The organism is Planococcus maritimus (assembly GCF_001592825.1).
Lineage (GTDB): Bacteria > Bacillota > Bacilli > Bacillales_A > Planococcaceae > Planococcus > Planococcus maritimus_C.
In genome coordinates, this window is sequence record NZ_LTZG01000032.1 from 251,817 (window position 1) to 268,500 (window position 16,684).

Below are 16,684 nucleotides of genomic sequence, written 5' to 3' on the forward strand. Positions count from 1 at the left end.
CCTCTTTTTTAGGATGAAAATTCATCCGCATATTGGATCACACCGCTCACATTCGCCAAGGCGCCCGGCACCAATTCGATCGCCATAAACGCTTCTTCGGGAACCTCAAACGGCGCACGGATATTCCAGCGGCTCGCTCGTTCGAAGCCAAATTTCGGATAGTACGCTGGGTGGCCCAGCACGATCACGGAAGAAAAGCCCAGCTGTTTAGCACGCTTGAGTGAAGCGTTGATCAATGCGCTTCCGATACCCTTTCCTTGGTGTTCCGGCAACACTGAAACAGGCGCAAGCGCCAAGGTATCGAACGCCTTTTGTCCACCTAGAATTTGTGCTTTTGTCAACATAATATGGCCAAGTAATTCGCCATTTGAGCGTTTGGCGGTCAATGACAATTCCCTTACGTAAGCCTTGCTGGTTCTTAGACGTTTTACTAGCTGATGCTCCGTCTGATCGCTAAGCTCCTCACCAGCAAAGGCTTGCCGGATAAGTGCTTCTACTGCTTCAAATTCCGATGCTTGCTCTTGATCGATGATTAGTTCCATTCTACTTCACCTACTCTAAACTTATTGTTGGTTGGCAATGGCCCTTTGTCTTGTAGCAGTTAGAAGAGCACAAAGAGCCGTACGCTTTATTCCTGCTTGTCCACAGGCATGGTTTTAATATGCAAATCACGCTGAGGGAACGGGATTTCGATTCCCTGTTCGGCAAACAGCTGGTTAATGCGGAAGTTCAAGGCGCTTTTCGTGACGATCACTTGGTTTGAGTTGTCGATCCACACCATCAGCTCAAAATCGAGCGACGACTCGCCGAATGCCGCAAAATTAACAAACGGCTCCGGGTCTAATAAGACGACACCGCCCGCTTGCTGTTCTTCTTGCGCCGCCTGCAGCAGCACTCGCTTCACTTTTTCAGCATCCGTTCCGTAAGCAACCCCAACCGGTACCACCAGCCGCATGCGCGGGTCGCCATACGACCGGTTGACGACTTGCTCCTCGAGGAAATACGAGTTCGGGACGATGACGTGTTCATTGTGAATCGTCTTGATGACGGTCGAACGCATTGAAATCTTGTCGACATCGCCGATCAAGTCGTCGATGATGACCCGGTCACCGACTTTAATCGGCCGCTCGAACAGCAAGATAATCCCGGAAATAAAGTTCGAGGCGATGTTTTGTAAACCAAAGCCGATCCCGACCCCTACGACTCCCGCAAACACCGTCAAGGCACTCAAATCCAAACCGACCGTCGTTAAGCTGATCAGAATCGCAATCGCCATGACCGTATAATGGAACATTCGGTCAAAAGTATAGCTCATGCCCCGGTCCAAATGATAACGCTGATAGACGTTCGGCAAAATATAACGCGTGATGATTTTTGACGCCCGGTTAGCAAGCGACACGATCAAGACGACCAGAATCAGCAAAAATGCCGTGATTTCAACATTGCCGATTTCAAACAACCGGTCGAACATCCATCCCGAATTGGAAAAGTAAAAGATCATGAACAATAAAATCCCGTAAGTCGTCGCCCAGTTCAATAAGCTTGTGAGGATCGGGTCAACATAGCGGAACAAGCGATTTTTGCTCAAGCGCTTGGAAATCGCCAGCACTACAGCCCTCACCAAGAAAATACAGGCCACGTAAAATAAAAACACCAACACTTCGGTCCACTCGATTTGCTCGAACACATCATACCAGCGCTCCGTCAGCTCTTCTGGTTGTATCGACAATAGCATATCGCCACCTCCTTTCTGCTTTCAGTCGTACAGTCAATCCTCTTCGTCCCCGACAAAATACTGGTCTTTGCGGTAAGACACCCCGTCGACCGTTGCAATGATGTCTTCTCCGCGCAGCACATCGACGCGGTAAAAGCCGACGCGGAAATTGCGCTTCGTCTCAACGGCACGTGCCGTCAACACATCTCCTGGCCTTGCCGCCTGGATAAATTGCGCAGTCGTCGACAAGCCGACCGACGCTTTACCGTGGGCATTGCTTGCGACCGATAACACATGGTCCGCGAGCGCATAAATGACTGCGCCGTGCGCCGTTCCGTAAGCATTGACCATATGTTCCTGCACGATGAGCTCCGCTTCAGCCACCGTTTCTTCAAACTTTGTTAAACGGATGCCGAGCGACTGGGCATACGGATCGTTTGCCACTTTATCGCGGATTTCTGCGTAATGCTGTTGGTGAAGCGCTTGTTCATCGATTCGCTTCGACATAAGAGCCTCCTGTTGGTGATGTCGTTAGCTGCGCTGCAACGGCCTCCGCCAAGTTCGTGCGCGTGTCAGCCAATCGTTCTTTCAGCGCTTCATTGTCCCAGTCCTCTTCTGTATAAAAACTCGCGAACGGCTGATGTTTTTCTCTCGGCACGATGTGCAAATGAAAATGCGTCAACTCATCAGGCCCTCCGCCGTTTTGCGTTTGCGTGATGCCAAATGGCGCGTACAGTTCACGGATGGTCCGGCTCATCAATTGCGAAGCTTGCAAAATGGCCATCGCCGTTTCGTCATCCATGTCATCGATGAAACGGGAATGCTTTTTGGGCAAAACGAGTACATGCCCTTCGTTGAATGGATCATGGTCTAAAAAACACGCCACCTGGTCGTTTTCATAAACCATGTGCACCGGCAGCTCGCCATTTGCCAGGCGGCAGCCCAAACAATTTGTTTCTCCACTCATATTTCCCACCCTTTCGAAACGGCCATGCCGCTATTGTTTTCTCCATTATACAAGCAAGATGTATCCTTGAAAGGAAAATCTAACGTCTTTTCATGCTATGTCCTATACTAGTAGGCAAGGAGGGTTAATATGATTCGCATTCTCGCAGTAGACGACGATTTACCTATGCTCCAGTTTGTCGCCGGAGAGCTCCGGCAACATGGCTTTGAAGTGATATCCGCTGAAAATGGTGAGCAGGCGCTCGCACGTTTGGAACAGCAGACAGTAGATCTCGCGATTGTCGATGTCATGATGCCAGGAATCGACGGTTTCGAATTAACCGGACGCCTACGCACAGACTACGGTATCCCGGTCATCCTCTTGACAGCGCGCCACCATATCGAAGACAAAGAACGTGGATTTCTCGCAGGATCCGACGATTATTTGGTCAAACCGTTCGAGTCTAAGGAATTGCTGTTCCGTGTCAAAGCTATTTTGCGCCGTTACGACCATCCCGAAAACAATACCCTTACGGCGGGGTCTTTAGCGATTGACTTGAAAAGCTATGAACTGCGCTCGCCGAACGGCTTGTCGTTCATTCCATTGAAGGAATTCGAGTTACTTGCCTTGCTCGCCTCCAAACCGCGCCACGTCTTTACAAGAGACACCATTATCGAAAGTGTGTGGGGGCTCGATTTTCAAGGAGATGAGCAGACCATCAATGTCCACATCAAGCGGTTGCGCACAAGGCTCGAACAATTCGCGCCGGATGTCAAGATTGTCACGGTGCGCGGCGTCGGCTATAAACTGGAGGCCGAGTCATGAGCTTGTACGTCAAATTCATCTGGTTCACATTCCTGACGATGCTCATCAGCAGCGCTATCTCATTTTTCGCGATGAACACGTTGTATCACCAATTTTTGAAAGAAGATAATAACGATAAAAACTTGGCGATTGCCGAATCATTTGCCGGCCATTTGAACAGCCTGCCGCCTAACCAAGTGGAAAGCACACTCGAAGTGCTCGGCGACGCCGGCTATCAATTGTATTTGACCGATGGCAACGATGTTTCGCGCTTCGGCGGTGAATTTCGCGACGAAACGATCGCCCAACAGGACGTCCAGCACGTGCTCGGCGGTGACACCTTTAACGGTATCCGTGATTTTCCGCGTCAAACTTTCGTCACTGGCTTTTTCGCTAATGAACTAACAAATTCCATCGGCGTCCCGGTGACGCTCGGCGGCGAATCCTATGCTTTATTTCTGCGTCCCGACATCGAGCTATTGTTCCAGGAACTCCATCTGTTGTTTGGCGGTTTGGCTGTAGGGATCGTGCTGTTAAGCTTTCTCGGCATGTTGCTCGTCGCTCGTTTATTGATCCAACCGATCACGAAACTGACCGAAGCGACCGAGAAAATGGCGACGGAAACCTTCGACGTGCCGCTGGCAATCGACCGGCGGGATGAAATCGGCCGCCTCGCCGACCAGTTCCTGTTGATGCGTTCGCGCATTGAACAGTCGACCGTCAAGCGCAAGGAATTCGTCCATAACGTCTCCCACGATATCCAGTCACCGCTCCATACGATCCAAAGCTATCTCGGCTTGCTGGAGAAACCGGGCATCAGCGATTCTGACAAGCAGCACTACGCGGACATTATCCGCGAAGAGACGGCGCGCCTGTCTCTATTGACGACGCAACTCTTGACCTTGGCATCGGTCGACAAGGAAACGCCAGAAGCGCTCGAAACCGTAGCACTCCACGAACAATTACACGCGACGCTCAGCCATTTGCGCTATGCGTTCGACAACAAAGAACTGGCGCTGTCTGCACAGCTCACCCCAGCTTATACGCCAGGCAACGCGGTGCTGCTTCAAACCGTCTGGGAAAACCTGTTGACCAATGCGGTGAAGTACAGCGAACAGGGCGGCTCGGTCGACGTAACCCTTACGCAGAGCGAGAACCATATCCGTGTCACGGTACGCGATCACGGCATCGGCATGACAGAGGACGAAACGAAACATGCTTTCGAACGCTTTTACCGCGCCGACCAAGCCCGCACCCGCGGCCAAAAAGGCTCTGGCCTTGGCCTATCGATCGCTAAGGAAATCATCGAGCTCCATGGCGGAAGGATTGACCTCGACAGCACATTAGGTACCGGCACCACCGTCACTGTTATTCTTCCAGCCTCATCATCTGTATAGACTCAAAGCCCTCCAAAACTGGAGGGCTTTATTTATTCCAAACTGTCAACGCCCGTTCACCTTCCATTCATCTTGCCTCTGTAAACTGAAGCTATACCAAAACGGAGGCGAACAACGTGAACTTAGCATGGAAAGAAATGAAGAAAAGCAAAACAAAATTCGTGATTCTTGGATCGATCGTCTTTTTGATCAGCTTATTGACCTTCATCATCTCAGGGCTCGCGAATGGTTTATCTCAAGACAATGCCGCCTTGATCAAAAACTTGCCGGACGGCGCGATCTATATGGAAACGGCAGCGGAAGAAACCCACGCCTTGTCCGCGATCGACATGGAAACACAGCAAGCAGTTCTATTGGAAAAAGATGGCGCATTTGCATTCTCTATCCAGATGGGCTTTTTATTGAATGAACAAGACGAACAACAAAGCGTCGCATTCGTCACATCGACCAGTTCAGCTGAATTTCCCGACGTATCAAAAGATGAAATCATCCTCGACCGCTCTCTCGAAGAACAAGGCATCAAGCAAGGCGATACTTTCACCAACAGCCAGTTTAATGGCGAATTTACCGTAGCGGGCTTTTCAGACGGCGTGAAATACAGCCATGCACCTGTCGCTTTTGTTCACCCGAATAATTACGCGGAAATGTACCGCACAGAAGACCTGCAAATGCTGTTCGTCCCAGAAGCGGCAGGACTCGAGGCAATCGCCGGCTTGCAAAGCTTCTCTGTGGATGAATTCCTCAACACCTTACCCAGCTATAGCGCAGAGCAATTATCGCTGTCCATGATCGTTTGGTTTTTAGTGGTCATCAGTGGCATGCTATTCGCGATTTTCTTTTATATGATGAACATCCAAAAGTTCGGGCTCTACGGCATCTTAAAAGCGATTGGCGTGAAGACTGGCGCCTTGTTCCGGATGATCTGGGTGCAGATGCTCGTCATTACTGCGATCGCGCTCACTTTGGCCATCGTCCTCAGCCAAGTATTCGAAATTCTGGCACCAAGCGGCATGCCATTTTACTTGCCGATTAGCACCACGCTTCAATTATCCGCGGTGTTCTTTGCCATTGGGTTTGCCGGAGCGACACTGTCAGGCTTTCAAATCCGCAAGGCCCAACCGCTTCAAGCCATTCAACAAGGAGAGGGATAAGCATGATTTTTTCAACGAGCAACATCAAAAAGAACTTCACGACTGGTGAAGTCTCGGAGGAAATTTTAAAAGGCATCGACTTGACGCTGGCGGAAGGTGAAATTACGGCCCTTGTCGGGTCATCCGGCTCCGGCAAAAGCACGCTGCTGACAATCGCGGCGGGGCTTCAAACTCCGTCATCTGGCGAAATTCATTTTGATGGCCAAGACCTTGGCGCGCTGAGTCCAGAAAAAACCCGCCAAATCCGCGCGGAATCGTTCGGCTTTGTCTTTCAATCCTCTCACCTCGTGCCATTTCTCACGGCCGAAGAGCAATTGCTGCTCATGCTCGAGACGGCCGGCTCCCCGCTTTCGACAAAACAACAACGACAAGAGGTCGAAAAAATACTGGATGAGGTAGGCATGGGCCACCGTAAGAGTGCCTATCCCGCTTCGATGTCTGGCGGGGAAAAGCAGCGCATCGCCATTGCACGCGCGATTGTCCACCAACCGAAGATTTTGTTCGCGGACGAACCGACGGCAAGTTTGGACTCCACCAAGTCGCGCGAAGTAATGGAATTGCTTCAGAAACTGACGAAAACACTGAATATCGCCACTTTGATGGTCACTCACGAAGAAGACCTGCTCACCTATGCAGACCGCGTCCTCACTATGAAAGACGGCCGCTTGGCGTAAAAAAGAGACGGCTGCGGCCGTCTCTTTTCTGTCGTCTACTCTTCTGTTCCCTCTACTCCATTTCCTTTAATTGTCTAGTCAATTCCACAAAGCGCCGATCGAGTTCGCTATAGCCTTTGTCTTTCGGCTGCAGGAAGCTCAGTTTCCCGAGTACGGCCTGGCGCTCGGTTTCGAGTTTCAGCCGAAGTTCACCGCTGCTTCCGAGTGATGCTTGCGGAGCCGCTTTCCCGAGCTGTTTGCGGATGGCCCTGTCTTCAAACACCAGCTGGCCATCCGTCACCTTGTCTAGCAAATAACGGTCATGCGACACGACGAGGAGCGTGCCGCGATAATCCGCCAAGGTGGCTTCCAATTGTTCGCGCGATGGCAAATCCAAATGATTGGTCGGCTCATCGAGCAATAAGGCGTCTTTATCCTCCAAGATGAACTTCATCAATTTGCATTTGACCCGCTCGCCCATGCTCATCTCTCGGATCGGCTCCAGCCATTGCTCTGTGCGGAAACCGAGATGCTTCAAGAGATTCTGCACGCGCCCACGGTCTTTGTACGTGATCTGTTCAAATAACTCGGCTGGTGTCTGATCGAGCGGCAAATCAAAGACGTCTTGCGTCAAATAGCCGATCGATGCAGAAGGCGATAGCCACAGCTCCCCATCGCTTACCGGCTCTTCGCCCGCAAGCATTTTCAAAAATGTCGTTTTGCCGCTGCCGTTCACGCCGGTCACGGCCAGTTTTTCTCCATGCTGAACCGTAAAGGAAGCGTTGGCGAATAACGGCATCTTCCCAAACGACTTCCCGGCATTTTTGACTTCCAAAAAGCGTTTGCCTACTTTGGAACTGGGACGAAAAGCGAACTCTACCGTATCGTCAGCTTCAACTCTGTCGACCGTCGCTTCTTCCAATTCCTTCTCTAGCCGCTTTTGTTTGGATTTCACTTGAGCGTCCATGCGTTTCGCTTTGGCCCGGTAATATTCCTTATAGCCCTCTTGTTTGGTCGATTGGGCATGCGCCGATTCGGACCAGGAAGACAGCTGTTTCATTTGGTTTTCGATCCGCGTAATATGCTTTTGCTGGGTCTCATAGGCGTGTTGCTGGCTTTTTCGCTGCTGTTCGCGGAATTCCATATAGTCGCCATAATTGCCATCATGACTATAAACCTTGCCGTTTTCAATGGACCAGATTTTCGTCGCCACGCGGTCAAGAAAATAGCGGTCGTGCGAGACGATGGCGATGGCCCCTGGGTAAGTCTTTAATTCGCGCAGCAAATGCGCCGTGCTTTGTGCGTCCAAATGATTGCTTGGCTCATCCAGCAGCAAGAGATCTGCAGGTGCTGCGAAGCCTTTCGCAAGCCTCGCCTTGAGCTTTTCGCCTCCACTCAAGTGGGCAAAATCGCGCAGTGGCACTTGCCATTTTTTCAAGAGCGCCTCTTCCGCTGCCGTCACGTCTTGAAACGCGTAATCGGCCAGTTCCTGTTCGACTGTCCGTATGCTCATCCCCCGTGAACCGTGAATAATTTGCCCACTTGCTGGAGTGAGGTCTCCGGCAAGCAAGCGCAAAAGCGTTGTTTTCCCCGCGCCGTTTTTTCCGATAATGCCGATGCGGTCGCCATGCTGGACGTTCGCACTCAACTTCTCAAATAAAGCTTGTTGTTCAATTTCCACGGATATATCTAGCAATTTCATCAGTTCTGTCATGCAGAACCACCCCTTCATCTATCGACAGGGAGAATTAAAAAATCCTCCCAAATCTAAATTTGGAAGGATTAGCCGGTACATTTACGTGCGCTGAATAAACAGCCTCACCGTATGGTAGAAATGGGCAGACTAATCCTATGTTTTTGCCTTCGAAATTTACTATTTCAAATGACTAAAATATAGGTTAGTTGCGCATTGTCCACCCATCAACTCGTTTCATTTCAGAATTGAATAGATTTTATCACGCAAGGGCCTCGCTTGCAACTTGGCCTCTTACGCCGCGCTTTGTTCGCGCTTTTTCTTGACGCTGATGAGTGCGCCGATGGCTACGATCGTCAACAACACGCCCCAGAAGATCAATTTCCATTCTGTCGAGTGAACAAATTCGTACGGCAATATGCCCACGCCTTCGTGTCCGAGTGTCAGAACGGTCAATTTCACACCGACCCAGCCGACGACGACGAACGCGGTTGTTTCGAGCTGAGGGTAATTCGTCAGCAACTTAACGAATTTATGCGCTGCGAATCGCATGATGACAAGGCCGATCAAACCACCAGCAAGCATCACCGCGAACTGTCCGCCGTTGATGCCGCCAATTTCCATTGTTCCGAGATGCGGCAAAGTGATGGCGAGCGCCACCGCTGCGAGCATCGAGTCAACCGCGAACGCGATATCTGCCAATTCCACTTTTAATACCGTCATCCAAAAGCCAGAACCCTTCGTTTTTTCGGGTTCAATGGAATGCTCTTCGCCTTTTCGCTGATCGTAAATATGCTTGAATGCAATGAACAAGAGATACGCTGCACCGAGTGCCTGGATCTGCCAGACGTCGACCAGCAAAGTGATCATGAATAGTGCTGCGAAACGGAACACGAACGCCCCGAGTAATCCGTAAAACAATGCTTTTTTCTGTTGTGCTTTCGGCAAGTGCTTGACCATGACCGCCATAACGACCGCATTATCCGCCGCAAGCAAGCCTTCTAATGCCACGAGTACGAGCAGTACCCATGCATACTCCAATAATATTGCTTCCACTAAAAAAACCTCCTTGATTTTGACAACAAAAAAGACCCCTGCCTATAGAAGGCAAAGGTCTTGCTAAGCAAAATGATTTTGCTATCACAACCGATGGAACGGGTCCATGTAATGACGACTGTGAAATAGGTTTCCCCATAGCTACTCCCCTTTGACGTGATGTCAAGGTCTATTGAGTTGTTAAAAAAAGTATAGCATAAAAAATGAAAAAAGCTACTGAAAATAAATGCACACGGACTTCTGCCGGTAGTAGCGGATGAGCACTCACACCTCAGCTGATGGAAACCGTATTTGGAATATGGATGTTACCAAGTACTCTTCATTGCTTTCTTACTCAGGCCGTTTTATGCCTTTTGCTCATCAAGAACCAAACAATCGCAATCCCGATTAAGACGAAACCCCCGATGGCTAAAGCGATATATGCCGGGTCTTCATTAACCTCCTGCGGGATCCAATTTTCCGCAAGCGGCCCCGCACTCATCAAGGCCGCGACGATAATCGTAATCCACGATTTCGTATACAGCGCATAAGCAATAAAAATGGCCAGGCAGATGGCGAGAATCACATAATTCTGTCCAGTAGTGGCCGTGAAATAAGCCGATGCCGTCTCTGGCACCATCCACAAATAAAACGCCACCCAAAAACCGATGACTCCAGTGGATACCGCCACCGCAATTATTCCTTGTTTCACCGGTTTAGCATGAAGCTTAGGCAATACCTTGAAGATTAAGGAACTATAGACGGCAAGGCTCAAGATGACAGGAATGATGCCCCATAGCACTGTTTGCGAGAGCTTGAAGGCCCCCGATAAGGCCGGGATATACGCCAAGTAGGCGAGAATGACCAGCAACGTCGCCGGGATGAGAACCATCAATTCTTTCGTCGCAACCGGCAGCGACGCCCCGATGCTTTTCATATACTGTTTCGGGTCTTTCCCGACGATGCTCTCGACACTCTTGCCGTTTTTCTCTGATTCGATCAAATGGCTTTCCAGTTCGTCGACGATTCCCTGGATGTCTTCATCGCTTCTCCCTCGCTGCACTAAATACATGCGCAGTTCGATGAGGAATTGTTCCGATTTTGCAGATAGCATGTCATTGTCCCCCTTTTGTAATGACCGCATCGACCGATTGCTTCAACTCAGCCCAGCGCCCGAGAAACTGTTCCAGTTCCACTTGTCCCGCTTCCGTTAATGAATAATATTTACGCTTGGGTCCGGCAGTCGATTTCCGCTGCACACTCGACACGAGCCCTTCTTTTTGCATCCTCAACAGCAGCGGATAAATGCTGCCTTCGCTGAACGATTGAAACCCATAGCTCTGCAGCTTTTCGGCCAGTTCATAGCCATAAATCTCGCCTTCTTCAATGATCGACAAGATGCAGCCGTCTAAAATCCCTTTGAGCATTTGTGTAGAATCTGCCACTATGTGCATCCGCCTTTCGCTTTCCGTGTCACTTCACTAACTTGCAATGCAAGTGTTATAAAATCACTATAACCAATAAACCCTTGCAATGCAAGATAGTAAATGAAATTATTTCCATAGAAAAAGCCAGCCTATAATCAGGCCAGCTTCCTTTAAATATCTAATCGTTTCTGCAAGAAATACTGGCTAAAGCCTTTCGGATGGTCCTCTAGCACCCCGAACACTTCATAGCCGTTGCGTTTGTAAAAATCGGGAGCCTGGAAGCTGAATGTATCGAGCGTGATCAGCCGGCAGCTCTTTTCACGGGCAGCCTGCTCCATTTGTTCGATCAAAGCGCTTCCCTGTCCTTGCCCTCTCAAGCTTTCATCGACCCACAAAAAGTCGACGTGCAAATGCCCCCAGAACACCGTCGCAGTCAAGCCGCCTTGGATCGTTCCCGCTTCGTTTCTCAGAACAAAGTTCATGTGTTCAACCGGCGTCTTGACCTCTTCCGGCAGCATGTTCATATTGTGCTCGATGACTTTTTGTCGGATCAATTCGCTGTCTTGCCGGTCTTTCCCCATCGTAATTTTCATTGCGCATCGTCTCCTTGCAACAGTTGAATCAATTCCACACGGTTGCCGAACGGAGCGCGAAATTCAAAACGCGCAAATCCCGGGATCGTCACCGCCTCCAGAATCTCCACACCGTTTTCTTCCAGCCGCTCGCGCCAATAGTGGATGTCTTCGACTCGGTACGCTAGATGCGCTTTTGTCGCAAGCCGGTCAACCCCGTCTTCCGTCCCGACGTGCACTTCCTGATGGCCTACTTCGAGCCAAAAGCCGCCGCGCCCTTTCAAGGCGTCTGGCTTATCGATTTCCTGCAAGCCGAGTAGCTCACCATAAAACGCTTTTCCTTGTGCTTCCGCCCCTGTTGGGATAGTGATTTGTGCGTGATGCAATCCGGTGATCATCTCGCATCCCCCTTAATTTTTAATGGATATCGCGTTTCTTGAAATTGCCGCCTTTGACTTCGGCCACATCATATACCGCAACAAAGGCTTGCGGGTCGATTTCGTAAATGATTTCCTTCATCTTGCTGTCTTCTAGGCGGTTGATGATGCAGGTGATTTCTTTATAGTCTTCCTGGCTGTATGCACCTTTGACCAGATTATATGTAGCGCTGCGTCCCAAGCGGTCCCGAATCGTCTCGACCATATTCTCGGGTTCACTCGTGATGATCTTGTACGTTTTCGAACCACTCAAGCCTTCTTCCACCATATGAATCACTTTAGAAGCGATAAAATAAGCGATCCCCGACAAGAACGCGCCTTGTAAGCCAAATACCGTCGACACGACGATAAAGACGAATAAGTTCAGGAATAAAATCAAATCACTCGTGCCAAACGGCAATTTCCGCGACAGCAACACCGCGAGCATATCGATGCCGTCGAGTGCGCCGCCGTTACGGAGCGCAAGTCCCATGCCAAAACCGATGATGATGCCACCGACGACCGTCACGAGCAGCGAATCGCCTTCGACAATCGCCGGCACGTGGTGCATCACGGTCGTCCCGTACGCCAACGCCGCGATGCCGATGACCGAATAAATGGCGAAGCTTTTGCCGATCTGCTTGTAGCCGAGATAAACGAACGGCATATTCAATAAGCCAATCAAGATCCCGAGCTGCACACCCGTCAATTGCGAACCGACGATGCTCAGCCCAGTAACGCCGCCATCCGAGACATTATTCGGAATCAGCACAGCTTCTAGTCCATAAGCGGTAATAAAGCCGCCAAGTATCACCGCGAGTGCACGCAGGATTTTTTTAGCGCGTTTACTGTTTGTTTGTTGTCTGTTGATGCCCACTTTATTTCCCCTTTTCATGCGTCATTCTATGTTGTCCGTTTCAATCATACACTTTCTTTTACTGCCCTTGAAAGAATAACCCGTACCCAAACAGGACAAAACAAACCCCCGGATGATGGAATGGTTCATCCGGGGGAATCGCTTATGCATTCGTTTACTTACGCAGCGGCTCGAACGCTGATGTCCAGGCAATTACTTGACCGAGCATCGCATTGACCGTTTTCTCATGGAAGTCGGCGGGTTTGAATTCGCTGCCTTTGACAAAATCGGTGAACAAGGACAAGGCCGGATGCGTCCGCACCGTCGCGACTTGCAGTTCCGCCATGATGATCCGCAACGCTTCCGCTGCCCGTATGCCGCCTGCCGACCCGTAGCTGACAATGCCTGCTGCTTTGTTGTTCCATTCCGGATACAAATAATCGATGGCATTTTTCAGCGCCGAGGTCACTCCGTGGTTGTATTCCGGGCAAATAAACACATAACCGTCCAACTCCGCGATTTTTTTCGACCACGGAATGGCTTCCGGCGTTTGATAGTCCTGGCTCATTCCCGCTGACACCGGTTCAGCGTACATCGGCAACTTGTATTCAACCAAATCTACCACTTCGTATTCCGCATCGCCGCGCTTGTCTGCGATGCCTTTTACCCATTCTGCCACTTGCAGGCTATTGCGATTGGGGCGTGTGCTGCCGGTAATAATACCAATCTTCGTCATAACTTCGCCTCCTAAGAATCGTCGTTCCGTGTCACTGATGCGCACAACGTGATGTTCTTTCATCATAGGAGAAAGCACAAGCAATTTCAAATAATAGATAGAAAATTCAAAATTTAATACAAAGATATATTCCCTGGGAAATAAAAAAATCCCGCACGGATGCGGGATTTTGAGCATTCATTATTCAACTGTTACGGATTTCGCCAAGTTACGCGGCTTATCAACGTCACAATCGCGGTGAAGAGCAGCATAATAGCTGATCAACTGTAGCGGAATGACCGAAACAAGCGGTGTCAGCAATTCATGGACTTTCGGAAGAACGTGGCTGTCGCCTTCTTCGTTCAAACCTTCCATAGAAATGATGCACGTGTTCGCGCCGCGTGCCGCCACTTCTTTGACGTTTCCGCGGATGTTCAAGTTAACGGACTCCTGAGTCGCAAGTGCGATAACCGGTGTGCCTTCTTCGATCAACGCGATCGTGCCGTGCTTGAGTTCTCCGCCAGCAAAACCTTCTGCCTGGATGTACGAGATTTCTTTTAGTTTCAATGCGCCTTCAAGACCGACGAAATAATCCATCAAACGGCCGATAAAGAAGCAGTTGCGTGTCGTTGAAAGGTAATCCGCTGCGATTTTCTCGAGCTCTTCTTTCATGTCGACTTGCGCTTGCACGGCGTTTGCCACGATGCCCATTTCTTGAACTAGATCAAAATCAAGGCTGCGTCCGCGGCGTTCAGCTGTTACAGCTGACAAAATCGATAACACGGCGATTTGTGCAGTGTAGGCTTTCGTCGATGCGACCGCAATTTCAGGGCCCGCATGCAATAACAAAGTATGGTCCGCTTCGCGAGACAATGTAGAGCCTGCCACGTTCGTTACCGTTAATGATGGGTGGCCCATTTCTTTGATGCGCACCAATACTTGGCGGCTGTCCGCTGTTTCGCCGGACTGGGAAATGAAGACGAACATTGGGTTTTCAGAAAGAAGCGGCATATTGTAGCCGAATTCGCTCGCTACGTGCACTTCTACTGGGATGCCCGCCATTTTCTCCAAGTATTCCTTGCCGATCAATCCAGCATGGTAGCTTGTACCCGCTGCAATGATGTACAAACGGTCCGCTTTTTCCAACGCATCCAAAATGTTCGAGTCGATCGTCAATTGATCGTTCTCGTCTTGGTAAGCTTGGATGATTTTACGCATAACTGCTGGCTGCTCATCGATTTCTTTCAACATATAGTGAGGATATGTGCCTTTATCGATATCGCTCATGTCGATTTCAGCTGTGAACGGATCGCGTGTCACTTCTTCGCCGTCTAGCGTCAAGATCTGCACGCTTTCTTTTTTGACGATGACGACTTCTTTGTCCATCAATTCAACAAACTGGTCCGTCACTTGCAACATTGCCATTGCATCAGATGCCACTACGTTAAAGTTTTCGCCAAGGCCGACCAAAAGCGGGCTCTTGTTTTTCGCAACATAAATCGTCTGCTCTTCTTCTGCATCAAGCAACGCGATCGCGTATGAGCCTTTCATCAATTTCAAGGCTTTGCTGAATGCTTCTTGCGTTGTCATGCCTTCTTCGACAAATTTGCCGATCAATTGCACGATGATTTCTGTGTCTGTATCAGACTCCATTTCCACGCCTTCCAAATGATCGCGCTGGATGTGGTGATAGTTCTCGATAACGCCGTTGTGAACAATCGTGAAACGGTCTGAAGTGTTTTGGTGCGGGTGAGCGTTAACTTTGCTCGGTTTGCCGTGTGTCGCCCAACGTGTGTGGCCGATGCCCGTGTTCCCCGTTACATCGTCTTCTACGACTCCGCGTAGATCCGCAATGCGGCCTTTTTCTTTAAATACTTTGATGCCTTCGCCGTTGCGCACAGCAATTCCCGCTGAATCGTATCCGCGGTATTCCAAACGCTCCAAGCCTTTCAATAAAATCTCTTTTGAATCCTGTTCTCCGATATATCCAACAATTCCACACATAATGTATATTCCTCCAATTAGTTAAATGTCAAAATAAGCGTTCGCAAACGCTTGTTGTGAGCCCGTGCAAGCTGGTTGTCCAATCGATCACTCGACTGTTTTAAGCATGCACATAACGACCGGGCTTCGCGGCCGGGAGGTATCCGCCGAAATCTCGATACTCCTCCTCCTCGTCTACTGAAGATTGACTGGTCCGTCCCATTTCTTCAGTACAGGCGCTATAATTGGTTTCCTTGGCACTTACCTCTATCCCCCTTTTGCATCGGCCTTAAACCGACCCCTCTATCATAACCGCTGCATAAACTTCCGTCAATCAACGCAGAATCATTTTTAGGACATTCCGCATAGTTGTCTTCCAGCAGTTGGTTTAATATTCCTCACGTTTTCTAATTATTTTCACCTTCGCCCCGCTCCAAGCAGGCATTAAAGGCGATGGGAATAAGCACGATTGCTTTTACGGTAGCTTATCCATTAAAATCCAGCAACCTATCTTTTTGAACTCCTTGATAAACTTTTGACGGCGCAGCCTCTTGAAAGGACGAGAAAATCCCGGAAAGGTTTCTGCGAATGAAAATCTTGTGCGACTAGCTGAGCTAATGAGCTAGAAGAGCCTTTCTTGATTTTTTTCATCGCGAAGCCACCGCCTCCCGCTTTGGGCATGCCTCCCGCAATAAGCCAAGAAGAACGCTTGTCTCATTGCTCCGGCTCGCCCGTGTGCGCGGTTCGGCTATTAGATGTCATTAAATAATACTGCATGCGAGGATGTGTCGCTGTTAACCGGAGGCATCCGCTGGTGAAGACGCTTAGTTAGGCATTTAAGCGAGGTGCATACTGCATTGATCTTTTCATCGTGAAGCAGACGCCTCCCGCTTTGGGCATGCCTCCCGCAATGAGCCAAGAAGAACGCTTGTCTCATTGCTACGGCTCGCCCGTGTGCGCGGTTCGGCTTTGAAATTTCATTGAATATTGCATACGGGTTCGTGTCCCTGTTAACCGGAGGCATCTGCTGGTGAAGACGCTTAGTTAGGCATTTAAGCGAGGTGCATACTGCATTGATCTTTTCATCGTGAAGCAGACGCCTCCCGCTTTGGGCATGCCTCCCGCAATAAGCCAAGAAGAACGCTTGTCTCATTGCTCCGGCTCGCCCGTGTGCGCGGTTCGGCTATTAGATGTCATTAAATAATACTGCATGCGAGGATGTGTCGCTGTTAACCGGAGGCATCCGCTGGTGAAGACGCTTAGTTAGGCATTTAAGCGAGGTGCATACTGCATTGATCTTTTCATCGTGAAGCAGACGCCTC

Annotated in this window: 17 protein-coding genes; 4 read left to right on the forward strand and 13 right to left on the reverse strand. The window is 49.8% G+C overall.

Features of this window, described 5'->3' with window-relative positions; genetic code table 11:
• Positions 1–8: 8 nt before the first annotated feature.
• The 4 genes from AY633_RS13605 to AY633_RS13620 all read right to left on the reverse strand — a co-directional run bounded on the left by AY633_RS13605 (position 9) and on the right by AY633_RS13620 (position 2,681).
• Positions 9–542 carry a GNAT family N-acetyltransferase gene (locus AY633_RS13605; RefSeq protein WP_068488826.1) on the reverse strand — a complete coding sequence of 178 codons (534 nt, stop codon included), beginning with the start codon at positions 540–542 and terminating at the stop codon, positions 9–11.
• Between the two features lie 86 nt (positions 543–628).
• Positions 629–1,735 (reverse strand): mechanosensitive ion channel family protein, encoded by a 1,107-nt coding sequence (locus tag AY633_RS13610; RefSeq protein ID WP_068488827.1) that lies wholly within the window; start codon positions 1,733–1,735, stop codon positions 629–631.
• Positions 1,736–1,768: 33 nt separating this feature from the next.
• Complete coding sequence (locus tag AY633_RS13615) at positions 1,769–2,221, reverse strand: PaaI family thioesterase (RefSeq protein ID WP_068488828.1); 453 nt, start codon at positions 2,219–2,221, stop codon at positions 1,769–1,771.
• The gene (locus AY633_RS13620; protein ID WP_068488829.1) at positions 2,202–2,681 is read right to left on the reverse strand and encodes an HIT family protein; all 480 of its coding nucleotides are present in this window, start codon (positions 2,679–2,681) and stop codon (positions 2,202–2,204) included. Before AY633_RS13620 ends, AY633_RS13615 begins: the two co-directional genes overlap by 20 nt.
• 129 nt (positions 2,682–2,810) lie before the next feature.
• Here AY633_RS13620 and AY633_RS13625 point away from each other — a divergent pair, with 129 nt between their 5' ends.
• The 4 genes from AY633_RS13625 (at position 2,811) to AY633_RS13640 (ending at position 6,686) form a co-directional block, all read left to right on the forward strand.
• Positions 2,811–3,485, forward strand: a complete 675-nt coding sequence (locus AY633_RS13625) for a response regulator transcription factor (protein WP_082799248.1) — start codon at positions 2,811–2,813, stop codon at positions 3,483–3,485.
• On the forward strand, positions 3,482–4,861 hold the full coding sequence (locus AY633_RS13630) for a sensor histidine kinase (protein ID WP_068488830.1): 1,380 nt from the start codon (positions 3,482–3,484) through the stop codon (positions 4,859–4,861). The genes AY633_RS13625 and AY633_RS13630 overlap by 4 nt, the downstream gene beginning before the upstream one ends.
• A gap of 116 nt (positions 4,862–4,977) precedes the next feature.
• Positions 4,978–6,012 carry an ABC transporter permease gene (locus AY633_RS13635; RefSeq protein WP_068488831.1) on the forward strand — a complete coding sequence of 345 codons (1,035 nt, stop codon included), beginning with the start codon at positions 4,978–4,980 and terminating at the stop codon, positions 6,010–6,012.
• Positions 6,013–6,014: 2 nt separating this feature from the next.
• Positions 6,015–6,686: an ABC transporter ATP-binding protein gene (locus AY633_RS13640; RefSeq protein WP_068488832.1), complete on the forward strand. Its 672-nt coding sequence runs from the start codon at positions 6,015–6,017 to the stop codon at positions 6,684–6,686.
• A gap of 52 nt (positions 6,687–6,738) precedes the next feature.
• Here AY633_RS13640 and abc-f read toward each other — a convergent pair whose 3' ends face one another.
• The 9 genes from abc-f to glmS form a co-directional block, all read right to left on the reverse strand.
• Positions 6,739–8,379 carry a ribosomal protection-like ABC-F family protein gene (gene abc-f / locus AY633_RS13645; RefSeq protein WP_068488833.1) on the reverse strand — a complete coding sequence of 547 codons (1,641 nt, stop codon included), beginning with the start codon at positions 8,377–8,379 and terminating at the stop codon, positions 6,739–6,741.
• A gap of 273 nt (positions 8,380–8,652) precedes the next feature.
• Positions 8,653–9,414 (reverse strand): TerC family protein, encoded by a 762-nt coding sequence (locus AY633_RS13650; protein ID WP_068488834.1) that lies wholly within the window; start codon positions 9,412–9,414, stop codon positions 8,653–8,655.
• Between the two features lie 334 nt (positions 9,415–9,748).
• Positions 9,749–10,507, reverse strand: coding sequence for a DUF1129 family protein (locus AY633_RS13655; protein ID WP_068488835.1), 759 nt, complete (start codon positions 10,505–10,507; stop codon positions 9,749–9,751).
• 1 nt (position 10,508) lies between these two features.
• Positions 10,509–10,838, reverse strand: coding sequence for a PadR family transcriptional regulator (locus AY633_RS13660; RefSeq protein WP_058383730.1), 330 nt, complete (start codon positions 10,836–10,838; stop codon positions 10,509–10,511).
• Positions 10,839–10,990: 152 nt separating this feature from the next.
• A complete protein-coding gene (locus tag AY633_RS13665; RefSeq protein WP_068488836.1) occupies positions 10,991–11,413 on the reverse strand; it encodes a GNAT family N-acetyltransferase in 423 nt (140 codons plus the stop codon).
• Positions 11,410–11,790: a VOC family protein gene (locus AY633_RS13670; RefSeq protein WP_068488837.1), complete on the reverse strand. Its 381-nt coding sequence runs from the start codon at positions 11,788–11,790 to the stop codon at positions 11,410–11,412. Before AY633_RS13670 ends, AY633_RS13665 begins: the two co-directional genes overlap by 4 nt.
• 19 nt (positions 11,791–11,809) lie before the next feature.
• A complete protein-coding gene (locus AY633_RS13675; protein ID WP_068488838.1) occupies positions 11,810–12,703 on the reverse strand; it encodes a YitT family protein in 894 nt (297 codons plus the stop codon).
• A gap of 136 nt (positions 12,704–12,839) precedes the next feature.
• On the reverse strand, positions 12,840–13,400 hold the full coding sequence (locus AY633_RS13680; RefSeq protein WP_068488839.1) for an NADPH-dependent FMN reductase: 561 nt from the start codon (positions 13,398–13,400) through the stop codon (positions 12,840–12,842).
• Positions 13,401–13,580: 180 nt separating this feature from the next.
• Entirely contained in the window at positions 13,581–15,383 is a 1,803-nt protein-coding gene (glmS, locus tag AY633_RS13685; protein WP_068488840.1) for a glutamine--fructose-6-phosphate transaminase (isomerizing), read from the reverse strand.
• Positions 15,384–16,684: the final 1,301 nt, after the last annotated feature.

Bases quoted from the DNA above. Each gene is read 5' to 3' on its own strand.
- AY633_RS13610 (WP_068488827.1), bottom strand. From the start codon at position 1,735: ATGCTATTGTCGATACAACCAGAAGAGCTGACGGAGCGCTGGTATGAT.
- AY633_RS13655 (WP_068488835.1), bottom strand. From the start codon at position 10,507: ATGCTATCTGCAAAATCGGAACAATTCCTCATCGAACTGCGCATGTAT.
- AY633_RS13665 (WP_068488836.1), bottom strand. From the start codon at position 11,413: ATGAAAATTACGATGGGGAAAGACCGGCAAGACAGCGAATTGATCCGA.
- AY633_RS13620 (WP_068488829.1), bottom strand. From the start codon at position 2,681: ATGAGTGGAGAAACAAATTGTTTGGGCTGCCGCCTGGCAAATGGCGAG.
- AY633_RS13640 (WP_068488832.1), top strand. From the start codon at position 6,015: ATGATTTTTTCAACGAGCAACATCAAAAAGAACTTCACGACTGGTGAA.
- AY633_RS13670 (WP_068488837.1), bottom strand. From the start codon at position 11,790: ATGATCACCGGATTGCATCACGCACAAATCACTATCCCAACAGGGGCG.
- glmS (WP_068488840.1), bottom strand. From the start codon at position 15,383: ATGTGTGGAATTGTTGGATATATCGGAGAACAGGATTCAAAAGAGATT.
- AY633_RS13625 (WP_082799248.1), top strand. From the start codon at position 2,811: ATGATTCGCATTCTCGCAGTAGACGACGATTTACCTATGCTCCAGTTT.
- AY633_RS13605 (WP_068488826.1), bottom strand. From the start codon at position 542: ATGGAACTAATCATCGATCAAGAGCAAGCATCGGAATTTGAAGCAGTA.
- AY633_RS13615 (WP_068488828.1), bottom strand. From the start codon at position 2,221: ATGTCGAAGCGAATCGATGAACAAGCGCTTCACCAACAGCATTACGCA.
- abc-f (WP_068488833.1), bottom strand. From the start codon at position 8,379: ATGACAGAACTGATGAAATTGCTAGATATATCCGTGGAAATTGAACAA.
- AY633_RS13630 (WP_068488830.1), top strand. From the start codon at position 3,482: ATGAGCTTGTACGTCAAATTCATCTGGTTCACATTCCTGACGATGCTC.
- AY633_RS13675 (WP_068488838.1), bottom strand. From the start codon at position 12,703: ATGAAAAGGGGAAATAAAGTGGGCATCAACAGACAACAAACAAACAGT.
- AY633_RS13680 (WP_068488839.1), bottom strand. From the start codon at position 13,400: ATGACGAAGATTGGTATTATTACCGGCAGCACACGCCCCAATCGCAAT.